The organism is Paenibacillus sp. FSL H8-0457 (assembly GCF_038051935.1).
GTDB lineage: Bacteria > Bacillota > Bacilli > Paenibacillales > Paenibacillaceae > Paenibacillus_AQ > Paenibacillus_AQ lautus_A.
The window spans coordinates 3,112,686-3,132,653 of sequence record NZ_CP150293.1 but is presented as its reverse complement, the minus strand read 5'-3'; the positions used below and the strand labels follow the sequence as shown (position 1 = coordinate 3,132,653).

Genomic DNA, 19,968 nt, shown 5'->3' with positions numbered 1-19,968 from the left:
TGCTTATAGATATGCTGCCAGCTTTGCAAGCACATCCGCCTGTTCATCCGTCAATTTATTGCCGGATTGTGCCCTGACCTGATTGGTAAAAGCGTTCAGCTTGCCTTGCTTAGCGGAGTCGTTGCCCCGATCCTCCGCCTCTTTGGCGCCTTGCAGCTTCGTAGACAGCGATTGTGCGATTCCCTGATCGCTTCCTGCGAAACGCTCTACCAGCCCGATCAAGCTGTCATAGGTCACGGCTACCTCAAAACGAAAGACGGATTCCGTTTTATTTCCGGCCAGATCGACTGCCGTTACGGATATTTCATGGGAGCCCGGTTCAAAGGAATAGGCAGGACGTTCGAGCAGCGGAAGAGAACAAGGATTGTCAGCTAACCCTGACAGACTGTCGACGGCACTGCACGAAACGTATACGGAGTCGGTTACCGTGTACGTTCGCTCACCGGTGAATTCAACGACTGGAGCCGTCTTGTCGATTTGCACGTTCAGCGTTCCAGGTGCCTCAGATACGCCTGAGAAGTTGGTGGCGGAATAGGTAACCGTCGTGACGCCTTCCTCAGTGATTTGAAGCTGAGCCGTACTCCCTTTTACCGTGGTCTTCTCTATCGGCTGCGCCCCTTCCGCAGCATATGCAATAGAGTATGCGCGGTCGGACGAGATGGACAAGGACACATCGGCATTTACCCAGCCGTTCTCGTTGGGAGAAGGCGATAGGCTAACCGTCGAGACGGGAGGAACACTGTCTTTTACGGTTACAAAGAAATCGTCATAATAGGCTGTTGCCACATTGTATCTGGAAGTTACCGCAATCAGTTTCGCATAAGCTGCATTAGCCGGAGCCTTCCCTCTGAGCGTCACTTTCTGCCATTGGGCCAATCGCGATTCATCCAAATGGGTTTCCAGTGTGGAAATCGTGGCGTTATTGCTGTCAAAGAATCGGAACATAAAACCCGGCTGGCCCGATTCAATATAGAGATTCATGCCTGCCGTATATTCCTCTCCCGGGATGACGGGAATCGCATCACTTTGGACGGCAACGGATGCCGTTCTCAGCGTGTCCGTAATCTTCAGGCTGTGCGTTCCCGTGAAACTGCGTTCCGTGCTGAGATCATAGCGATAACCGTTGCCTGGAGCGAATAATTGACTCCATCCCTTCATTTCCTCTTCGAAACCAGGATTGGTGACGGGAACAGCCGTATGCGGCGGTTCTTCCACGACTTCTCCGTCAACTTCCATCCGATACAGAATCGTATTGGTCTGCATGTCCGTGAAATAGAGATTCCCGTCGGCATGTAAATCGAATCTGGAGGTGTCGGCCAATGTCCGATGCTCCAGCGTTTCAGGGTCGATGACCGTCAATTTGTTGTTGAACAGCACGTAAAGCAGACCATCCTCCGACCAGCGGAGCGGGTGATGCGCCCATTGGCTGAAATTCAAGCTTGGATACACTTTTTTGCTCTTCACGACTTCATACGTATCGGGGTCGATCGCAAAAATATACTCATAGGATGCTCCCCAGATCAAACCGTCCGGACCGGCCGAAAGATCTCCGATGAATATCGGTTTATCCAGTCCCGGAACCCGGAGCGGAAACTCGGTGATTTTTTGTTGCGTCTCTTCATCCCAAACAAAAATCTTCGCTTCCGCTTCCGTCGGCTCGGAGCCCAGTCCGCCCCGAATCGTGGTGGAACCGAACACCTTGCCGTCATGAACCGTCGTACTGAGCACGCTCTGATTCTGGACGACGTTGCGATGAACGTTGATTTCTCCGGTGGCGGTATCATAAACGGTCAACGAGCCACCCAAAGTGCCGTAACCGGAAATCGTCGAAATGTAGAGCTTGCCTTTGGAACTGGAGATATCAACCAGCCTCTCCTGATCGTTGCCCAGAACGGCCAGTCTCTTCGGATTGTTCATTCCAGGCTCCGTCGATAAATCGAACTCGTACAGTCCGCCTTCCGGGTACACGCCCATATAGACTTTATTGCCTACGGCATGAACGCTATCCGCTTGGCCGATGCTGAACGGCGTTGCGGTGTTATTGGTCAGATCGACGAGCGAGGAACGGGCCTGCGAGCCGGTGGTGATCAATTGAGTGTCCGATACGCTTTTCAACCGGTTGACAACGCCGGGCAGACCCGGGATGACCGGCGGCATCAGGTGCACCTGCTTGGTTTCGATGTTCATGATCGTAACACCGCCGTCATAACGGACGGTCACCAGATTTTTGCCCGGGTATTCCGGATTATTGGGAAATTCCACCCAATCTACTCCCCGAAATCCGCTGTTGTACTCCATGCCGGTCAACTCGACCTCATGCGTGGCAAGATTAAACGTTTTCAACTTCTTGTCGGACATGTAATACAGTTTTCCGTCAAGCGAGTCCGTTGCGTGAAGCCCCGTTACGTTCTCCAGCACAACATCCAGCCAGCTTTCCGTCTGTGTATCGTAGATAAACGCCTCTCCAGGAATGCCGCTTCCGTCCGTATATCGGGCAAACAAATAACGGTTATCAATCGTGCTCAGGTCATACACGGTGTCTTCTTTAACCGGCAGGGAAGCCGCGATATTTGTTTTCTCACCGGTCGCTAAATTCACGCGTACGATCTGCTTATGCGCGGTACCGGCATATATATTGCCGCCCTGGTAAGCGATGGAGCGCACATACTCCTGGTCAAGCGACCCGATGACGCGGCCATAATCTTTGGTTTGCTTCGTAGCCGGATCGTACTGGTACACTTTGCCGCCGGGATAGGTTCCGACATACACGCGGCCCTGTTCATCCGTGGTGATGCTGTTCGGAACCGACTGGCCATCGAACTGTGCAACTTGCACAGGGACATGAGTAACCGGTGAGTAACTCCACAGCCTCGCTCCGCCGCCGTCGGCCGCAAGGAACAAGGTACCGTCCGGTGCCGTGGTATGTGCCCAGGAGCTTTCGGAGGGGCCGATCGGAATGCTGCGAAGCAGTTTATAATCCTCCAGATCGATCACGTTAAGATGCCCCGGCTTTCCTTTACTGGTCGCATAAAGAACGTTGCGGCCTTCTTCCTTCCCTGCCGTACCGTTGAACACGGCAACCGTATAGTTGTTAGGAACGAGAATTTCCTCCGGTGTTCCGTATGTTTTTTGAGCAAGCCTGCTCTCCCCGGAAGCAGCGGCGAGACCGCCGCCCGAACAAACCAATAACAGACACAATGCCAGCATAAATACCTGGTACTTGCCGCTTTTTGCAAATCTCATAAATGACCTCCTTAGATTTCGGTGTTGACTATCCCGTAAGACCGCTCTAATAGCTATGAACGAATCCGGCAGGCATTCAGCCTCTGTTTTTTAGTAAACTGAACCTCCTTTGGTCATGATTAGACGCAACCCGCACTGGTGGAATATGGAAGACTAGCGGAACCGTCTGGCCGTATATTAGGCAAATACCGGGATGGTGTCAATCCATAACGATCATGCCATATTCCTCTTGTCCCTTTATTCGACAATGTGGATATTTCAAAAGAAGCAGAAGCATCACAGCAGAAAAGTTGTTATTTCTAGCGGTTAACCAAGCTCGATTCTGTCACAAAGTTAAGGCCAAACGACAAAAAAGCCGCATCATAAGCGGCCCCGCATAAACAGCAAGGGACCGTCATACGGATGGTATCTTTCTCAATTTTATCAAGCTCTTTATGAAATTCTACAATTGGGATCATAGCGAAATGGCTGAGAAACCGATGATATCTCAAATCCGGGAATAGAAAAATAAAAGACTGCCCTTCAGCAGTCCTTCCTGTCTTTTCGTATGTTAGTCTGATATATCTGCACCGTCTTCATTCAGGCATCAAATGTAAACCCGGCACATTCATGGATGCCTGCATGACTGGCGGTACTGCCTCGGCGAAACCCCGAACTGCTTGCGAAACTGATCGGCAAAATGATTGTAACTGTTAAACCCTACGTCGTGGGCAGCTTCATTCGCCGTACGGCCCGAATGGCTCATCAATAAAGCGGCATGGCGAACCCTCATCCGGTTCAGATGCTCCAAAATGGTGGATCCCGTTTGCTGTTTGAACAAGTGCGCCAGCCTGGATCCCGAAATTCCGATCTCTCGGGATAAGGCATCAATTTTGACGTCTTCTTTTAACGAACGGGATAACAACCCAAGCGTTTGCTCGACTCTGGGATCTAGCCTCTTGTTTGTCCGCTGTGCAAGCAGAAGCAAAATCTCACGCAGGGCGTTCTCGCACAGAGCTTCCCACAGTTCTAACCGGTCCAGCGAATCTTGCAGCACATTACGAAAGGCCAGCTCGACACGGCCTCGGACACGTTCATCGGGCAAGGTTTCGACCAGAAACTCCTCGTTCGGCAGCATCCCGTTTTCCGGGAGCCCGGGATAATGGATCCAAAGAAAGTTCCAATGCGTCCCCTGCACGGTCCCGTATTCATGGGCGATGTTGGCGCGCAGCAGGCCGAGCTGCCCGGATCCGCAGCGTTTCTCCCCGGCAGGCGTGCGGAAATAGCCCTCACCTTGCAGCGTGTAAACAAGCAGCCAGTCCTGCATTCCGTTAGGACGACGCAGGCGATAAGAATCGTCTTGCTCGAAATGATCGCCGAATATGGTTCCGGTGCTTTCTAAGGATATGGCATGCCTATCAGCCGGCGTTCTCAAGCGGTCTCTCCTCCTCTGTACCCCGAATAGCAGAATTCCGGTAATATTAAGCAGAAATCATACTTCCTCTCAAGTTAAGCAGACCTTATTCTATTGTCAACAGGAAAACCATTAATTTGCGGGAGGAATTGCTATGAGAGAGAAGTTACACGTATTGACGGAAGAACAGCTGCACAAATTCGAAACGGAGGGATATTTGATTGTAAAAGGCCTCTTCCGCGAGGAGGAGCTGTCGGAGATCGAAGCAACGTTTGAGGAGATCAGCCACACGACCGTGCCCGGCCACTTTGAGCCTGTGCTGGACGATGAAACCGTTGAACCGCTCAAACGTTATCCCCGCGTTATGCATCCGCACCGCTTTCATGCAACCGCGAAGAAATACATGCTGCATAAACCGGTCATGCAGGTATTGGCCGATTTGTACGGGGAACCGGCGCTCGCCGCCCAAAGCATGTTCTATTACAAGCCTCCAGGCTCCCGCGGCCAAGCGCTGCATCAAGACAACTTCTACCTGCAGGTGGAACCGGGCAACTGCATCGCGGCATGGACCGCAATCGACGCGGCTAATGAAGAGAACGGCGGTTTGCTCGTCGTTCCGAAAACAAGTGATTATGACCTGGTATGCCCGGAAGAAGCCGATTCGAACGAGTCGTTTACCACTCATTTCGTGAAGCCGCCCAAGGATCGAAAGGTCCTCCCCGCGATCATGGACAAAGGGGACGTCCTGTTCTTTAACGGCAACCTGATCCACGGCTCTTACCGCAACAAATCCAACCGGTTCCGCCGCGCTTTCATCTGCCATTACGCCAACGCGTCGGCTACCAAAATCGGTGCATTTTATCGGCCTTTGTTCCGGGAAGACGGCACGGAGATCAACCTTGACGTCAATCCGAATGGCGGTCCGTGCGGCATCGAATTCGATACGGCTTATCCCCATTGAAATAAAGGCGGCCAGCGTACATCTTAGAGACGCTGGCCGCACTGGTTTCCTCGAATAGAAGACCTCTTCTCATAGCAGTGCCCTATTTACTGTAGTACAGTCCAAGTACACCGTTGCCATAGGTTTTACTGCTGTTAAGGTTCATAGTGAATCGTTTATTTGCAAGCGCAAACAACCGTTCTCCCTGTGAAACGATTACCGGATGTATAAATAACCACAGATCATCAAATAAATCATGTTGGATAAATAATTGCCACGTTCTTACTCCACTCTCTACCGAGATATTCCCTTCTCTATTTTTGAGCATCTCGATTTCATGAGCCATGGAATTTTCACCATTTACTAGAATTTGCTGAGAGTTTATCCAAGTTAGATCCATTTTCGTGCTGGAAATCACAAATTTGGGGATGGCATTTATGCGCTTGGCTATAGCTCGTTCAAGGTCGTCGTTAGATGAATTCTCTGCATTTTGCCAATGCTGTGCTAATGATGAATACGAATTGCTGCCTATAATAATCGTGTCTATAGTATTATAGTACTCTAAATAATCTTCAAAGATTTCCTCATTTAATGTCATCCATTGATCTTCATTTGATACAATGCCGTCCATCGTAGTCTGCATAGTCAGAATGATTCTACCCATCATTAAGTCCTCCTCGATTCACATATTGAGCATACTCACTGATTTTATCGTACTCGACTATCAATGATTTCTTCTTAATTGCTGATTTCCACATCATTTAAAACAAATAAAACAAAAAATCGCGATAGTCGCGGTTTCTAGCGTGTATATGTTCTTGTCTCTGGCTATCACGGTATCTGCTTCAACCGTCATTTCAAGCACTGGATGGGAGTTGCTCCCTCTATCGGTTATCACCGGAGCTTTTCCGGTGTTTTCGCGAGTCTATATTTTGTGTTGACAACGTGTTTACATTATGCGTACAATAGATTCACTACGTTAAGGAGGCTTTGCCCATGGATACCAATCTGCACATCCGTCTATCCAAAGACCTCAAGGAGAGCTTTCAAGAGATTGCGAAGGAGAATAACACAGACCCTTCAACTCTTGTTCGCGACTGGATCAGCAATTATGTAGCTGAGCATCGAGGGACAGATGAAGATACAGCTGCCGAGTTATACTTGGCAGGTTACCTATTACAGCAAGCACTTGGAGGAAGAGAACATGTCAGCAAGGAATTCGCCAAACAATTGCAGGAGCATTCCTTGACGAACCAGAAGGAGTTCACTCAATTGATCTTGACTACCTACATGGATCTGGATCTTACGATTCCTTCGTGTTTATCCAAGACTTATAAAGGTTACGCTTATTCTCAAATGTTTTTGTTGGGCTTAATCGGTGATAAGCCTTAGGATTTGCATAAAGCACAATTGCCGTTCTTTTATGAAGTCTGAGTGGCTTCATATATTAGTGCGCAAGAGAAAATCTACCCTTTCCTGCCGGTTCAACATAAAAAAACCGTCTACAAGTAGACGGATCGCACAGCCAAGCTATTTCCATTCCAATCACGATTACAGTGGATTATCGAACAACCCACTTTGTCCTCCAATCGTTCAGGCGGATTTCGAGGACTTTTTTGTTTTTTTGGACCGCAATTTACGGAGTCCGTGCATCCCGAACAACACCAATGGAAATATAAATCCGACGGTGATCGTATACGGAATCCAAGTCTTTGCGTCCCATTCCAACTTGTAAGGAACATTGGGATATATAAAGACGGAAACCGCGGCAAGTATCCAGCCTAGCGGCACGACCAGCGGCTGATAATTTTTGATATTAAATATCTGGCTGATGCCGATTGCAATGGCGTAAAAGTACAAGGAGATTCGGAAAAACAAAGTGATAAACCACATCACCGCCATGACCGCTTCAATGCGCTGAAGAAAATTACCGATATTGATTTTCTTGGCCAGCATATAACTTGGATACATATTTCGTGCCGCAATGTCCGGACCCAAGACCAAAATTGCTAATCCAATAATCGTAAAAAGCACCCCCGCTCCCAATAGGCTTCCAATATAAACGGCCTTGCTTGTCTCCGCCGGGCGGTTGACGGCTCCCGGGTAGATGATCATCAACACGATGTTTGGCAGAAACGCAGTACTAGCGAAAGAGATCGCAGCCGGGAAAATAGGGTTGGCTCCCGATTCGAAAATGGGAAGTGCATTCTCCCATTTAATTTCTGACAACAATAAAATGCTCATGGACAGAAACAGAAAAAGAAACCATGGAAATAGCATCTCCGCTGATCTGGCCAGCACTTCGAGCCCTAAACGTACCCCCAAGACAACAAGTGCTCCGTAGAGGAAAATAATCGCCTGAACCGGGGTTTCGGGCAGCATTTGGATGGTCATGAAGTCACTAATTTCGTGCAATACTGATGCTGGACCACTTAGAAATAATGTTAGTAATAACAGAAAGTTTACCGTTTTGCCGATCCATTTTCCCAATAGTTTCTCAGTCAATTGCATTAAATTCGATTCCGGGTATTTTTGGGACAATTGCAGCTGCACCGCTAAGAAGATGAAGCCCAGCCCGATCCCAACCAAGGCGGCAATCCAGGCGTCTTGCCTGGCAATGTTAGCCGTACCCGAAGGAACGATAAGAATTGCGCTTCCGATTGTATACATAGCGGTTAAAATGCTAACTTGGCGCAATGAAATTTTTACTACAGGCATCTTCCCCGCTCCCTTTCTCATTGGATCAAACCGATGGCTGTAAGCCAATCGCTGAGCGGCTTGAAGGCAATCGTAATCATGACCAAGGGAGTTGGTATATCTCTCAAGATCGTTTGAGCCACACTGATTCCTATGGCAATGATCATGAATGCCGCGAATCCCCAGACTTCCCTGTATTCTTTTTCCCGCAGCATCCTAGGCAGCTCAAGCCAGGTTATAATTGCGGCTGAAACTGCAATTAATGCGATATTCAGCATGAATTTGCCTCATTCCTTAATATCATTTAGAAATGAATTATTGGTTGTGCCGGTTCGCCGGATTTTGTAATCCACGTTGACATGGGTCTTTAGGTTCGGGAAATATCGGTCATTCCACGCATCCTGCATCTCTTTCCATTGTTTAGGATGAGAACGGTGAAACGTTTCTCCGAAACCGAATATGTCCACTTTAAGCTCCGTTTGTACTTTATCGATCACCGACTCCAAAAATCGAGTTAACCTTTCCTCCATTTCCTCTTCAAGTTCCCTCACTGTTTCAGGCTGCGATAAATCCAACCCGCTGCACTCCACGGAGCCGATATTTCCTTCGATATTTAACTTGATGCTCATCTCGGGACGGGATTGCACGATTCTTCCCTTAAGCTTCGCATCGGTCCTAAGCGTCTCCACTACGACCTTGCCGTCGTTACGGCAGGGTATGAAACCTAAAGAGCTTTTAACGTCCCCCATTATAAATCGATATCCTCTGCTATCTTTCTCATTTAACCAGCCAATCAGCTTGTCATTTTTAAAAACAGCAAACCCCGAATATTTCAATTGGCTTGGCGTTTGGATATTTTCTACGTTTTTCTTTGTTTTTCCAATTTCCCGGTTCCCTGTAATCACAAGTCCGGTTAGCACGGGATGTTTTCCAATGCTGGTAATGTCGTTGATCAATTCATCCAGCGTTACGGCCATGCTCGGTGACCATACCTTCTCGGAGATTTGCAGGGAATCGTATAGTTTATTTGCAGGAATCGTTTCCATGGGGGTCATGATTTTCAAGGTTTCCTCGACCGTTGCCCCTTTGGTAATTGCCAGGTAAAAATCAGGTCTGAATTCGTGATCCCTGGATAACAGATCCAGAACTTTGGCTATCCCTTCCCTTGCCATCGCCTCATCCATCAGAAACATCCGCAAATGAGAAAAATATATTTTTCGTGGGCTAATCTGGGTCATCCTCCGCGCCGCTTCAAATATGGTGTCGCCTTCGGCTGTATACAGCGTAGCTGGCGCTTGGGGACCGCCGCTTCGTTTGGCGGTAACCTGCCCAGGGATAGCGACCTGGATCGACAGTCGGTAGCGGCCGTCCACCCAATCTACCCCTGCGGCCACCGCTATGGCCAGCTCGTTTAACTCCCTGCGATTCCAGCATCCGCTAAGAAGAAGCATGATTACGATATGCAGGAGCAGCAGCGCCAATATCCGTTTCATTCCATTTCACTCGCTTTCCCACTGATCTGCATTCAACTATTCCCGCGACTTCTGGGGAGGTGTGTCTTTCCTGCGCTTCTCGTTGTCCTGATTGATCAGTCGGGGGCGGTTTATCAGCATCCAGTGTGGCAGCCGCAAAATGGAATCTTTTTGCCCCTCCGGAATTAATGGGGCAAAAGGCGACATATACGGAATTCCGAACGAACGAAGGCTGCACAAATGGAGTATGATCGCGATGACCCCAACTAAGATGCCGAACAGTCCGAAGGACCCGGCAAGCGCCATTAACGGAAACCGGAGCATCCGAAAAGCAATAGACATGTTAAAAGATGGAACAACAAAGCTGGATATAGCGGTAATAGCCACCACAATGACCATGGCTGGAGAGATGATCCCTGCTTCAACGGCGGCTTGTCCAATGACCAGCGTTCCTACGATGGAAATAGCGGATCCGATGTTTTTAGGCAGCCGAACGCCTGCCTCCCTCAGAATTTCGAAGGTTACCTCCATGAGGACCGCCTCAACGAAGGCGGGAAATGGGATTTGCTCGCGCTGTCCAGCTAGCCCGAACAGGAGCCGTGTCGGCAGCATTTCGTGGTGAAAGGTGGTTATCGCCACATAAAGTGATGGCCCAAGCAACGAAATGAATATGCTCAGATAGCGCAGTATCCGCAGAAACGAGCTGATATCCGCGCGCTGGTAGTAATCCTCTGCAGCATGCAAGAACGAAACAAATAAGGCAGGAACGATCAGAACGAATGGAGTGCCGTCCACGATAATCGCGATTTTGCCTTCCAGCAGCTCGGCTGCGACCACGTCGGGTCGCTCGGTATTATAAATCGTGGGAAAAGGAGTCAGGGTCTTATCCTGCACAAGCTCCTCGATATAACCGCTCTCCAAGATGCTGTCAACATCGATTCGTTCCAACCGAGTGCGCACTTCGCCGACAATTTTCTCGTTGGCGATGCCATCGATGTACATCATAACGACATCCGTTTGCGTAATGCGTCCGATCTGCTTCGTTTCCATCCATAGATGAGGATCCTTGATCTTTCGGCGAATCAAAGCCGTATTCGTTCGAACTGCCTCCGTAAAGGATTCGCGCGGGCCGCGCACGACATTTTCAGCCGATGTTTCCATGACTCCGCGGTCCTTCCATCCCCGGGCGCCGGCCGCGATGCCTCGATCCAAGCCATCAACCAGCACGATCGCGTCTCCCGACAATAAAGAATGGAACAGCGTTTTATAGTCAGATATGGACTGTATCTCTTTACTTATAAAAGAGATTTCTTCTAGTACCTTTTGAGCTTCCAATGGTTTCCCATACTCCGTATTTTCTCTAGCCCTGGATTTCGCAATGTCGGCTACAGCGGACATGATGGATTCCGAAATGATCTTTTGATCGGCCAGGCCGTCCGTGTATACAACAGCCATATAGTGTTTTTCGCCTTCGTCAAGCGGGATTTCCCTGATGACGATATCGGTGCTGTTACCGAGAGTCCTTCGGATATGGTTCAGGTTGCTTTCGAGTTCCGGGCTTAAAGCATTAGAATCTTTCTTCTTTGCAGCAGCCGATGGGGTATCTTTGGTGTTGTTTTTGTTGGAATGGCCGGTTCTTCTTCGATACCGCATAAGAACATTCTTCCTCTCACAGATGCTATTCCCCCATTATTGCCGAAGAAAACAGGCTGTAAACTTTTGCGAAAATGTTGTCCGAACAAACAAAAGGATGACATCCACGGAGTCGATTGACCCCCGGCGTCACCCTATGCTTCACCAGCCGAACGATTATTTCATCATGCGCTTCAGCTCTTTATACAGCTTACGGTTTAAGTATCGAATCAGTTTAGTCAGCCCATACACAATGGCGATAATCAAGATTGTAATGACGGTCATGAAAATAACGGCACGAATGGATAACGTTCCTCTGAACCATCCCATCATCAGGAGTAAGAGATACGTCACAATGACAACCCAAGTGCTGATTGTGAATAAACGTTTCATTACCATCACTCCCCTTCATGTTGCCGTATGGACCGCGGGACGATGGGACTGAGTTATAAATGCGAGACGGTTCCCCGATCCGATCAAGCGTCCCTAAATTATACCAGATCAAGCAGCTCATAAGATGCTCGGCGAATGATAAAAAAAGAAGATAACCCTGCAAATTCAGGATTATCCTCTCAGCTTCATGATGCCTTGCTATGGTTAAGGTGAGAAATTCTTGTTCTCCATCACGATAACGGACTCCGAGCCGGACCTCGATGCCGCCGTTTGTTTAGTATATAAGACCAGCTCGCGGATCGTGCTGCAGCACTGCTTGGCCCCTGCCACCAATAACGGACTGCCGACGAAACTCAGTTTTAGCCTCTTGGACAAAAATCCCCCGATCGACATGATGATGGGCACGGTAGGCGATGTGTTGGAGAATACGATCGGCTCGTCATTCTGGTATTTGTCTTGAAGAATCAAGCACACATTTTCCAACGCGGGAACTACGACTTTGGATGAACCCCGTCCAATGGTGTACACGGGGTTCCCGTTCTCGTCCAGACCGTGAAAGATAAGTTTACCCATATCGGACGTATTCAGTTTATCGAAATAGTCTACCGCCAGAATCTCCTCTTTCGTAAGCTGGCGATTGGTCGGCAATTTATTCAAATGATAAGCTGCAGCCAGAGATGTTGTATGGGTTCCGCCATAATCATTATAAATAAATATCATGTCCATGACCCCATCCTTCCGATTTAATGAGCTTATTATTACCCATTATGTAAATCTCATTCGCCCGCGATTCATGGATTGCTAGACTTGATACTTTCGCAACTAAAAGAAGCCCTGATGATCAGGGCTTCTTCGGGATGAATCCGATTTAAGATGGACTTAGTCCAGATAAACGGCCTTGCCGATTTTTGCGGATTCGTATAGAGCTTCCAAGATTCGAGATACAACATAAGCTTGTTCTGGGGTTACGACAGGATCCTTATCCTGGTCGATAGCCTCGATCCATCTTCTCATCTCAACATCCGGAGCTTGCTCCTTCTTGCCGTCGTAGAACGCAACCCCGCCGGAGTTCAATTCGATTTCGTTTGTATACAGGCGGCTGAATTTCTCGCCGTTGATGCGAAGACCGTTCTTCATATCGGCTCCGCCTTCCGAACCGCTCAGCGAGCATTTGGCTTCATCGACTTCAAGCGTATTGAGCGCCCAGCTGGATTCCAGCATAATGGTTGCGCCGTTCTCCATCACAATCATGCCGAAGGCGGAATCTTCCACCGTGAATTTTTCGGGATCCCAAGGTCCCCAAGCATTGGCCGCATTCTCCTTGCGGGACAGTTCATGGTATGTGGTGCCGAGTACAATCTTCGGCTTGTAATTATCCATCATCCAGAGCGTCAGATCGAGCGCGTGCGTGCCGATGTCGATAAGCGGCCCGCCGCCTTGTTTTTCCTCATCCAAAAAGACGCCCCAAGTCGGCACGGCTCTTCTCCGTACGGCATGCGCTTTGGCAAAATAAATATTTCCGAGTTCGCCGGCTTCGCATACCTGTTTCAGATAAAGGCTGTCTTCGCGGAAACGGTTATTGTACCCGATCGTCAATTTCTTGCCTGTGCGCTTCGCGGTTTCCATCATAAGCTTGGCATCGGCGGCCGTTTTGGCCATCGGCTTCTCACACATCACATGTTTTCCCGCTTCAAGCGAAGCAATGGAAATCTCGGCATGAGAATCATTAGGGGTCAAGACATGGATAATATCGATGCTTTGATCCTGCAGCAGCTCTTTATAATCGCCATACACTTTTGCTTCCTCAATACCGTACTTGCTAGCCGCTGCTTCTGCCCGATCGATTACGATATCGCAGAATGCCACGAGCTCCACGTTGTTTAATCTGCTTAAGCTCGGAAGATGCTTCCCGTTTGCGATTCCGCCGCAGCCGATAATTCCAATACGATACACTTTAGACATGGATCATCACCATCACTTTTCATTGTTTTTTAAAAATTCATAATTTCTGCTTATTCGAAACGCCTTATAAAACAAGCAGATCGTTGTATGTAATTCTGTCACAACACCTCTACGAATCTCTGAAAGGCACATCACCCTCAACAAAGAGCGGCCTCCAGTCGGCATGTGGATAACCTTCATCCATCCGAAGGGTTGGTGTACGCACCACGTTTAGGGAAGTGGTCCTATGACTGCTCTATCCCTATGGCGTCTTAGAAAAAAAGTAACAATGAGGGAAATCACTCCTTCCGGCAGCCCGTCATTTATTTTCCGAACATCCACATATAAGGTATCACATCTTGCACATTTTTTTAGTCCAACTATGCGACAAATCATATATAAAATTACGACATCATCGCCATGTCTTCAAACAAGGGCTGCCCGTTCCGAAGCACCATGGTTTACATAATATTCGTTATGAAAATATTATAAATTTTACCAGCATGCATGAACCTCCATGCTCCAAATCATATCCCCATCATTTAAATGCTGACCCCTTACAAAGCCGGAGCTGAACCCCCGTCAATATTGATGGAAGTTCCTGTAACATAGGAAGCAGCATCGGAAGCCAAAAATACGATGACTTTTGCCGCTTCCTCCGTATCGCCGATACGCCCGAGCGGGATGTTATGGCGCGGATCCCGGGCGTACTGGTCCCAGGTGAGTTCAGGTGATTCACGTTTCCAACGCGCCTCAAGCTGTGCACTCCGTATCGTTCCGATACATACGGTGTTTACCCGGATATGGTCTTTCGCCAAATCGTGACTCATCGCTTTGGTCATGGCTTGTCCCGCCGCGCGGCTGACGCTGCTTGGCATGGATGAAGCCGGCGGCGTTTTGGCCCAGGATGTCGTCACATTAATAATCGCGCCGCCGCCGGAATTCCGCAGATGAGGGACGGCCGCACGCGAAAAACGAATCGCGCCGAACAGCTTGAGATCCAGATCGGATGCCCATGATTCGTCGTCGATCTGCTCAAACGGCTTCGCTGCGGCGGTTCCGGCATTGTTCACCAGGATATCGAGCCGTCCGTAGCGGCTGACGGTTTCGTTTACGGCTCGCATGCAATCCTCAGGTTTCGTAACATCCGCTGCGATGGTTAACGCTTCGGATTTCGATAGATGCCTGATATGATCCGCGGCAGCCCTTAACTGCTCCTCATCTCGTGCACATATGGCAACTTTAGCCCCTTCCAACGCAAACGTAACGGCGGTTTCAAGGCCAATCCCCCTGCTCCCCCCGGTAATCAACGCAACCTTTCCATGGAGTCCCATATCCATGATCCATCAGCTCCTTTAACTGGATTGCTTGAATCTTTGCCTCTAAGTACAGCTTCAACATCAACCAGGAGTTTTCCTCTTTATTTCATCTATTACGCTGCTGATCTGCATGGCCTTTACGAATGAGCGACATGGGAAGCCAATAAAAAAAGCCGCGATAAACTCGCGGCTAACTTCACTTCTATTTGTCTCCAAAATCATGATTGGATTCCCTTCTTGCAAAATCCACAAACTGAAATTTATCCAATCGATGTCTGGATTCCGTGTACTGGAAAAGCGTGGTATCTTCCAAGTGGACGTAACCTCGGACGACGACGACATGGGTATCGCTTCCAAGATCCATATAGGACTGGTCCATCGTCGTAGCTCGTTCCACGGAGATGATTTTTTTCGAGTAACTGATCTTTAGATGGAGCTCCTGCTCCAAGTATTGATAGATGGAATCGCCCGTAATTTCTCTCGTTAAACCCGTCACGATGTCGGCAAGCAAATAATCCACATCGAGGATGATGCGCTCCCCTTCAATTTCCCTGGATCGGATCACCTTCCACACGAGCCGGTCCGGGCGGGTGTGCAGCTCCTTGGCGATGGCTTCCCCGGCCGGAACGCACTCCGTTTCATGCACAATCGTACGGCTTTTCCGGCCAATCCGCTCCGCCATTTCCTTATAACTGACAAGCCCCGTAACCGGGAAATTCATTCTTCCGGTATCCAGCACAAACGAACCTTTGCCTTTCACCTTATGAATATAGCCGTTTTGGGCGAGTAAATTCAATCCCTTGCGGACCGTTTCCCTTGTAATTTGATAGGTTGCCGCAAGCTCGTTCTCCGAGGGCAGCTTGCTGCCGGGCTGCAAAGCGCCGGTTTCGATTTGGTCGGCATAGTCTTTATACAGCGTCCAATAAATGTTGTTCGTCATCCTTTATCACCATCAGCTATTGTACCATTTTCCAGCAGCCAACACATGTTAAATAGGAACCTATCAGCTTCCATTACCGAGTGTCACCTGAAGCACTCGCGTTTCGCCAGGAAGCGCCTCGCCTTCAAACTCTGTCACGTTCTGAATGTGGTCTTGCCCATCCGGAATAATGACTGGCGTAATGACCGGCAATCCGGCTTGCTGAATGCGATCGATATCGAATTCAAGCAGCAGCTGCCCTTTCCTTATCTCCGCACCCGTTTCGACATGTGCCTTGAATCCTTCGCCTTTTAACGAAACGGTGTTGATTCCGACGTGAATCAGGATCTGGATTCCGTTCGCATCCGTCAAAATAATCGCATGTTTGCTCTTCTTGATGAGATGGGCGACTTGGCCGTCAAAAGGAGCATACACTTTGCCTTCGGACGGGATGATGGCAATGCCCTGGCCCATTTGTTTCTCGGCGAAGGCAGGGTCCGGTACCTCTGACAGCGGAACCACTTTCCCTTTGATCGGTGCCATGACCTCTAATGCGCCTTGTTGCGCCGCTTCCATGGTTAGACTGTTTGCCGTTTCCGTCGACGCGAACGACTCGGATTGAAGACTGCCGTTCGATTCCGTTTTAACAGTTTCGGCTCTTCCATCTAAGCCGGCAGCATTCCCATCCGCTGCAGTTGCATGTCTAGACTGCTTGGACAACTGGTAGCGCCCGAACAGCAATGTCCCCGCGAACGGAACGACCAGTACAATCGCCATACCAATGAAGAAGACACCCCACTGGTTAGGGAAGATGGACAGGAATCCCGGAATTCCGCCCACGCCGATCGATGAAGCCAGAACGTTGTTCACGGCCAGCAGCACGCCGGCAATCCCGGATCCGATCATACCGAAAATAAAAGGATATTTATGGCGAACGTTGACCCCGAAGATGGCGGGCTCCGTAACCCCCAAGAAGGCCGAGATGGAAGATGTAACGGCAAGTCCTTTCGCCTTCTGCTCCTTCATGATAAACATCATGGCCAGCGCTGCGGCACCTTGAGCAATATTAGACAGCGCCAGCATCGGCCACAGGAACGTTCCGCCTTCGCTGCCGATGAGCTGAATGTCCACCGCAAGGAAGGTATGATGCATCCCCGTAATAACAAGGAGTGCATACAGTCCGCCATAGATCAGGCCGCCCAGAGCGGCAAAGGAATCAAAAATGCTGACTAGGCCTGAAGTAAGAACGTTGCCGATGGCAAATGTGATCGGCCCCACCAGAACAAACGCGAGGAACCCGGTCACCAACAGGGCAACGGGTGCCACGACAAGCAGCTTGATGGAATCGTGGACGCGTTTGTTCAGAAACTTCTCGATTTTGGCCAAAATATAAGCCGAGACAAGAACCGGCAGCACCTGGCCTTGATAACCGATTTTCTCCACTTCAAAGCCGAACAGGTTCCAAACCGGAACCGTGCCTTCAAGTTTGGCATCCGCATACTGGTAGGCGCTAAGCAGATCCGGGTTTACCAGGATCAGGCCCAGCACGATTCCAAGGAGCGGATTGCCACCGAACTGACGTACCGCCGACCAGCCGATCAGGACAGGCAGGAAAGTAAAAGCGGTGCTTGCAATCAGATTGATGATCGAGGCTACGTCCGCCCACTCGGGATGGACCTGAATCAACGATTGTCCTTCATAGAATATGCCCGGCCCCGTAAGCAGATTGTTAATCCCTAACAATAAACCTGCCATGACGATCGCCGGCAGAATCGGGATGAAAATATCCGCAAGCGTTTTAATGGCACGCTGAAGCGGATTTTGCTTCTTGCTCGCAATGTTCTTCACTTCATCCTTCGATACTCTCGCACCGCCGGTGATATCCATCATTTCGTTGTAAACCTGGTCTACAAGACCCGGTCCGATTACGACCTGAAATTGACCCTGGGAAGAGAACTGCCCTTTCACCAGGTCGTTCTCATCAAGTGCCCGGGAATCCACCTTGCTGTCGTCCACCAGGGCAAATCTTAATCGGGTTACGCAATGCGTAGCGGCTTCGATATTGTCTTTTCCGCCGACTGCCTCGACAATGCGCTCCACGTTTTTGCGATCAATGGCCATAGCTCTACGCTCCTGACATTTATGAATTTAGTTATTGTGAATAAGCCACATATAGGAAGCATACGGTCGAAGTGCAACTGTTGGCATGAGCTTGGGTTCTTCCGTTGTGTTGCCAATTAACAGCTGAACTGATCGACTTTCGGTCAGATTGTCTTTCATTTTCTCGGGCAGCTCGAACGATACGTCGCGGTCGCTGAAATTGGAAATGACAACAAGCGTCTGCTCCTTGTTCGTTCTGGCATACGCATATATTTCGGGATGGCCTTCATCCAGACGAACATATTCACCGTCCGTCATCACCGGAAGGTTCTTACGCATTTCAATCAGTTTCCGGTAATGATGATAGATCGATTGCGGATTATCCACTTCGGATTGCGCATTGATCAGCGGATACCGCTCATCGAGCTTGATCCAAGGCGTCCCCGTCGTAAATCCCGCTTGATCGCCGTCATGCCAAGGCATGGGTAATCTGGAGTTGTCGCGCGAGCGCACCCTGACGATATGGGCAGCCTCCTCCGGCGTTCTTCCTTGCTCTTGGAGGATGGTATACATGTTTAGAGATTCAACATCCCTAAACTCGGATATGTCATTCCACTTCGGATCGGGCATGCCGATCTCTTCGCCCTGATACACATATGGCGTGCCCTGCAATCCGTGAAGCGTCGTAGCCAGCATTTTTGCGCTTTCCGAGCGGTATTCGCCATCATTGGTGAACCGGGTCAGCGCCCGCGGCTGATCATGGTTATTCCAGAAGAGGGCATTCCAGCCTCCGCCCTTCTGCATGCCGATCTGCCAATCGGAAAGCACCCGCTTCAATTCTTCGAAATCGTAAGGCTTGAGCTCCCACTTTTGCCCGTTGGGGTAGTCCACCTTCAAGTGGTGGAAGTTGAACGTCATGGAGAATTCGTTCTCCTTCGGGTTCGAGTAACGAATGCAATGTTCCAAGGTTGTGGAGGACATTTCTCCTACCGTGACGAGATTGTAAGGCTTGAACACTTTTTCGTTCAATTCCTTAATGTATTCATGCACGCGGGGGCCATCCGTATAAAACCTGCGCCCGTCGCCAGGCGCCACGGAACCGTCATCATCGGGATAAGCGGGATCCTTCGATATGAGATTGATGACATCCATCCGGAATCCGCTGACGCCCTTGTCCGCCCAGAACGTGAGAATGTCCACAACCTCCGCCCGGACCTTCTCGTTCTCCCAATTCAGATCGGCCTGCGTTTTGTCAAACAATGTCAAGTAATATTGCCCTGTCCCCTCGTCATACTGCCACGCCGGGCCTCCAAACTTGGATTGCCAGTTATTCGGCGGGCCGCCGTCTTCCGCGGGATCCCGCCAGATGTAATAGTCGCGATACGGGTTATCGCGTGAGGAAATGGCTTCTTTAAACCATCGATGCTCGGTTGAAGAATGATTCACGACGATGTCGATCATCAAATGCATGTCTCTCTTTTTTAATTCGGCAACAAGTTCATCGAAATCGTCCATCGTCCCGTATGCAGGATCGATGCTGCAATAATCCGCGACGTCGTAACCGTTATCATTTTGCGGAGAAACATACACCGGCTGGAGCCACACAATGTCGATGCCAAGTCCCTTTATATAATCAAGCTTTTCCATGAGCCCGCATATATCGCCGGTTCCCCGGCCGGTTGTATCGTTGAAGCTCTTCGGGTATACCTGATAAACCGTCGAAGTTCTCCACCAATCTTGAGATTGGGTTCCTGGGTTCTGCATGTAACTGGGTCCTCCTCGTCATCTTGTATATACAGGTTGCATATAGGAAAATCATATACATGTATATACAGGTTGTCAACCGTTTAACAATTAATACCCACTTCCCGGACGTTTCGACTACTAAAATTACAATTTAATTGGAATTTTCTTCTGAG

The 19,968-nt window shown here is 49.3% G+C and carries 16 protein-coding genes; 2 read left to right on the top strand and 14 right to left on the bottom strand.

The features are described from left to right. Window positions 1–3: 3 nt before the first annotated feature. Together MHI43_RS14000 and MHI43_RS13995 are read right to left on the bottom strand one after the other, a co-directional pair. Window positions 4–3,243, bottom strand: coding sequence for a PQQ-binding-like beta-propeller repeat protein (locus tag MHI43_RS14000; RefSeq protein ID WP_036663362.1), 3,240 nt, complete (start codon window positions 3,241–3,243; stop codon window positions 4–6). 607 nt (window positions 3,244–3,850) lie between these two features. Beyond that, entirely contained in the window at window positions 3,851–4,657 is an 807-nt protein-coding gene (locus tag MHI43_RS13995) for a helix-turn-helix domain-containing protein (RefSeq protein ID WP_036663363.1), read from the bottom strand. Between the two features lie 133 nt (window positions 4,658–4,790). Between MHI43_RS13995 and MHI43_RS13990 the strand changes: the two genes are divergently transcribed. Beyond that, window positions 4,791–5,597 (top strand): phytanoyl-CoA dioxygenase family protein, encoded by an 807-nt coding sequence (locus MHI43_RS13990; protein WP_036663364.1) that lies wholly within the window; start codon window positions 4,791–4,793, stop codon window positions 5,595–5,597. An 82-nt stretch (window positions 5,598–5,679) separates the two neighbouring features. On the opposite strand, the gene MHI43_RS13985 is transcribed toward MHI43_RS13990, so the two are convergent. Further along, complete coding sequence (locus tag MHI43_RS13985) at window positions 5,680–6,240, bottom strand: dihydrofolate reductase family protein (RefSeq protein WP_235201804.1); 561 nt, start codon at window positions 6,238–6,240, stop codon at window positions 5,680–5,682. A 332-nt stretch (window positions 6,241–6,572) separates the two neighbouring features. Here MHI43_RS13985 and MHI43_RS13980 point away from each other — a divergent pair, with 332 nt between their 5' ends. Further along, window positions 6,573–6,968, top strand: a complete 396-nt coding sequence (locus MHI43_RS13980) for a CopG family transcriptional regulator (RefSeq protein ID WP_015734976.1) — start codon at window positions 6,573–6,575, stop codon at window positions 6,966–6,968. 201 nt (window positions 6,969–7,169) lie between these two features. Here the strand turns inward: MHI43_RS13980 and MHI43_RS13975 are convergent, their stop codons facing one another. From MHI43_RS13975 to treC, 11 genes are all read right to left on the bottom strand, one after another. Then, entirely contained in the window at window positions 7,170–8,294 is a 1,125-nt protein-coding gene (locus MHI43_RS13975; RefSeq protein WP_036663366.1) for an endospore germination permease, read from the bottom strand. Between the two features lie 17 nt (window positions 8,295–8,311). Next, window positions 8,312–8,551, bottom strand: coding sequence for a hypothetical protein (locus MHI43_RS13970; RefSeq protein ID WP_015734974.1), 240 nt, complete (start codon window positions 8,549–8,551; stop codon window positions 8,312–8,314). 9 nt (window positions 8,552–8,560) lie between these two features. Next, a complete protein-coding gene (locus MHI43_RS13965; protein WP_036663367.1) occupies window positions 8,561–9,766 on the bottom strand; it encodes a Ger(x)C family spore germination protein in 1,206 nt (401 codons plus the stop codon). Window positions 9,767–9,802: 36 nt separating this feature from the next. After that, window positions 9,803–11,398, bottom strand: a complete 1,596-nt coding sequence (locus tag MHI43_RS13960) for a spore germination protein (RefSeq protein WP_036663368.1) — start codon at window positions 11,396–11,398, stop codon at window positions 9,803–9,805. A gap of 156 nt (window positions 11,399–11,554) precedes the next feature. Continuing rightward, window positions 11,555–11,770 carry a hypothetical protein gene (locus MHI43_RS13955; protein WP_015734971.1) on the bottom strand — a complete coding sequence of 72 codons (216 nt, stop codon included), beginning with the start codon at window positions 11,768–11,770 and terminating at the stop codon, window positions 11,555–11,557. Window positions 11,771–11,974: 204 nt separating this feature from the next. After that, on the bottom strand, window positions 11,975–12,490 hold the full coding sequence (locus tag MHI43_RS13950; protein ID WP_015734970.1) for a DUF3189 family protein: 516 nt from the start codon (window positions 12,488–12,490) through the stop codon (window positions 11,975–11,977). A 159-nt stretch (window positions 12,491–12,649) separates the two neighbouring features. After that, window positions 12,650–13,732, bottom strand: a complete 1,083-nt coding sequence (locus MHI43_RS13945) for a Gfo/Idh/MocA family oxidoreductase (RefSeq protein WP_015734969.1) — start codon at window positions 13,730–13,732, stop codon at window positions 12,650–12,652. A 536-nt stretch (window positions 13,733–14,268) separates the two neighbouring features. Further along, the gene (locus MHI43_RS13940; RefSeq protein ID WP_036663369.1) at window positions 14,269–15,051 is read right to left on the bottom strand and encodes an SDR family oxidoreductase; all 783 of its coding nucleotides are present in this window, start codon (window positions 15,049–15,051) and stop codon (window positions 14,269–14,271) included. 181 nt (window positions 15,052–15,232) lie between these two features. After that, window positions 15,233–15,970: a trehalose operon repressor gene (gene treR, locus MHI43_RS13935; RefSeq protein WP_015734967.1), complete on the bottom strand. Its 738-nt coding sequence runs from the start codon at window positions 15,968–15,970 to the stop codon at window positions 15,233–15,235. A gap of 63 nt (window positions 15,971–16,033) precedes the next feature. Continuing rightward, the gene (gene treP / locus MHI43_RS13930) at window positions 16,034–18,070 is read right to left on the bottom strand and encodes a PTS system trehalose-specific EIIBC component (RefSeq protein ID WP_036663370.1); all 2,037 of its coding nucleotides are present in this window, start codon (window positions 18,068–18,070) and stop codon (window positions 16,034–16,036) included. A gap of 27 nt (window positions 18,071–18,097) precedes the next feature. Continuing rightward, on the bottom strand, window positions 18,098–19,813 hold the full coding sequence (gene treC, locus MHI43_RS13925; RefSeq protein ID WP_036663371.1) for an alpha,alpha-phosphotrehalase: 1,716 nt from the start codon (window positions 19,811–19,813) through the stop codon (window positions 18,098–18,100). Window positions 19,814–19,968 lie beyond the last annotated feature (155 nt).

Coding starts and splice junctions, on each gene's coding strand:
- MHI43_RS14000 (WP_036663362.1), bottom strand. CDS start 3,243: ATGAGATTTGCAAAAAGCGGCAAGTACCAGGTATTTATGCTGGCATTG.
- MHI43_RS13990 (WP_036663364.1), top strand. CDS start 4,791: ATGAGAGAGAAGTTACACGTATTGACGGAAGAACAGCTGCACAAATTC.
- MHI43_RS13985 (WP_235201804.1), bottom strand. CDS start 6,240: ATGGGTAGAATCATTCTGACTATGCAGACTACGATGGACGGCATTGTA.
- MHI43_RS13980 (WP_015734976.1), top strand. CDS start 6,573: ATGGATACCAATCTGCACATCCGTCTATCCAAAGACCTCAAGGAGAGC.
- MHI43_RS13975 (WP_036663366.1), bottom strand. CDS start 8,294: ATGCCTGTAGTAAAAATTTCATTGCGCCAAGTTAGCATTTTAACCGCT.
- MHI43_RS13970 (WP_015734974.1), bottom strand. CDS start 8,551: ATGCTGAATATCGCATTAATTGCAGTTTCAGCCGCAATTATAACCTGG.
- MHI43_RS13965 (WP_036663367.1), bottom strand. CDS start 9,766: ATGAAACGGATATTGGCGCTGCTGCTCCTGCATATCGTAATCATGCTT.
- MHI43_RS13960 (WP_036663368.1), bottom strand. CDS start 11,398: ATGCGGTATCGAAGAAGAACCGGCCATTCCAACAAAAACAACACCAAA.
- MHI43_RS13955 (WP_015734971.1), bottom strand. CDS start 11,770: ATGAAACGTTTATTCACAATCAGCACTTGGGTTGTCATTGTGACGTAT.
- MHI43_RS13950 (WP_015734970.1), bottom strand. CDS start 12,490: ATGATATTTATTTATAATGATTATGGCGGAACCCATACAACATCTCTG.
- MHI43_RS13945 (WP_015734969.1), bottom strand. CDS start 13,732: ATGTCTAAAGTGTATCGTATTGGAATTATCGGCTGCGGCGGAATCGCA.
- MHI43_RS13940 (WP_036663369.1), bottom strand. CDS start 15,051: ATGGATATGGGACTCCATGGAAAGGTTGCGTTGATTACCGGGGGGAGC.
- treR (WP_015734967.1), bottom strand. CDS start 15,970: ATGACGAACAACATTTATTGGACGCTGTATAAAGACTATGCCGACCAA.
- treP (WP_036663370.1), bottom strand. CDS start 18,070: ATGGCCATTGATCGCAAAAACGTGGAGCGCATTGTCGAGGCAGTCGGC.
- treC (WP_036663371.1), bottom strand. CDS start 19,813: ATGCAGAACCCAGGAACCCAATCTCAAGATTGGTGGAGAACTTCGACG.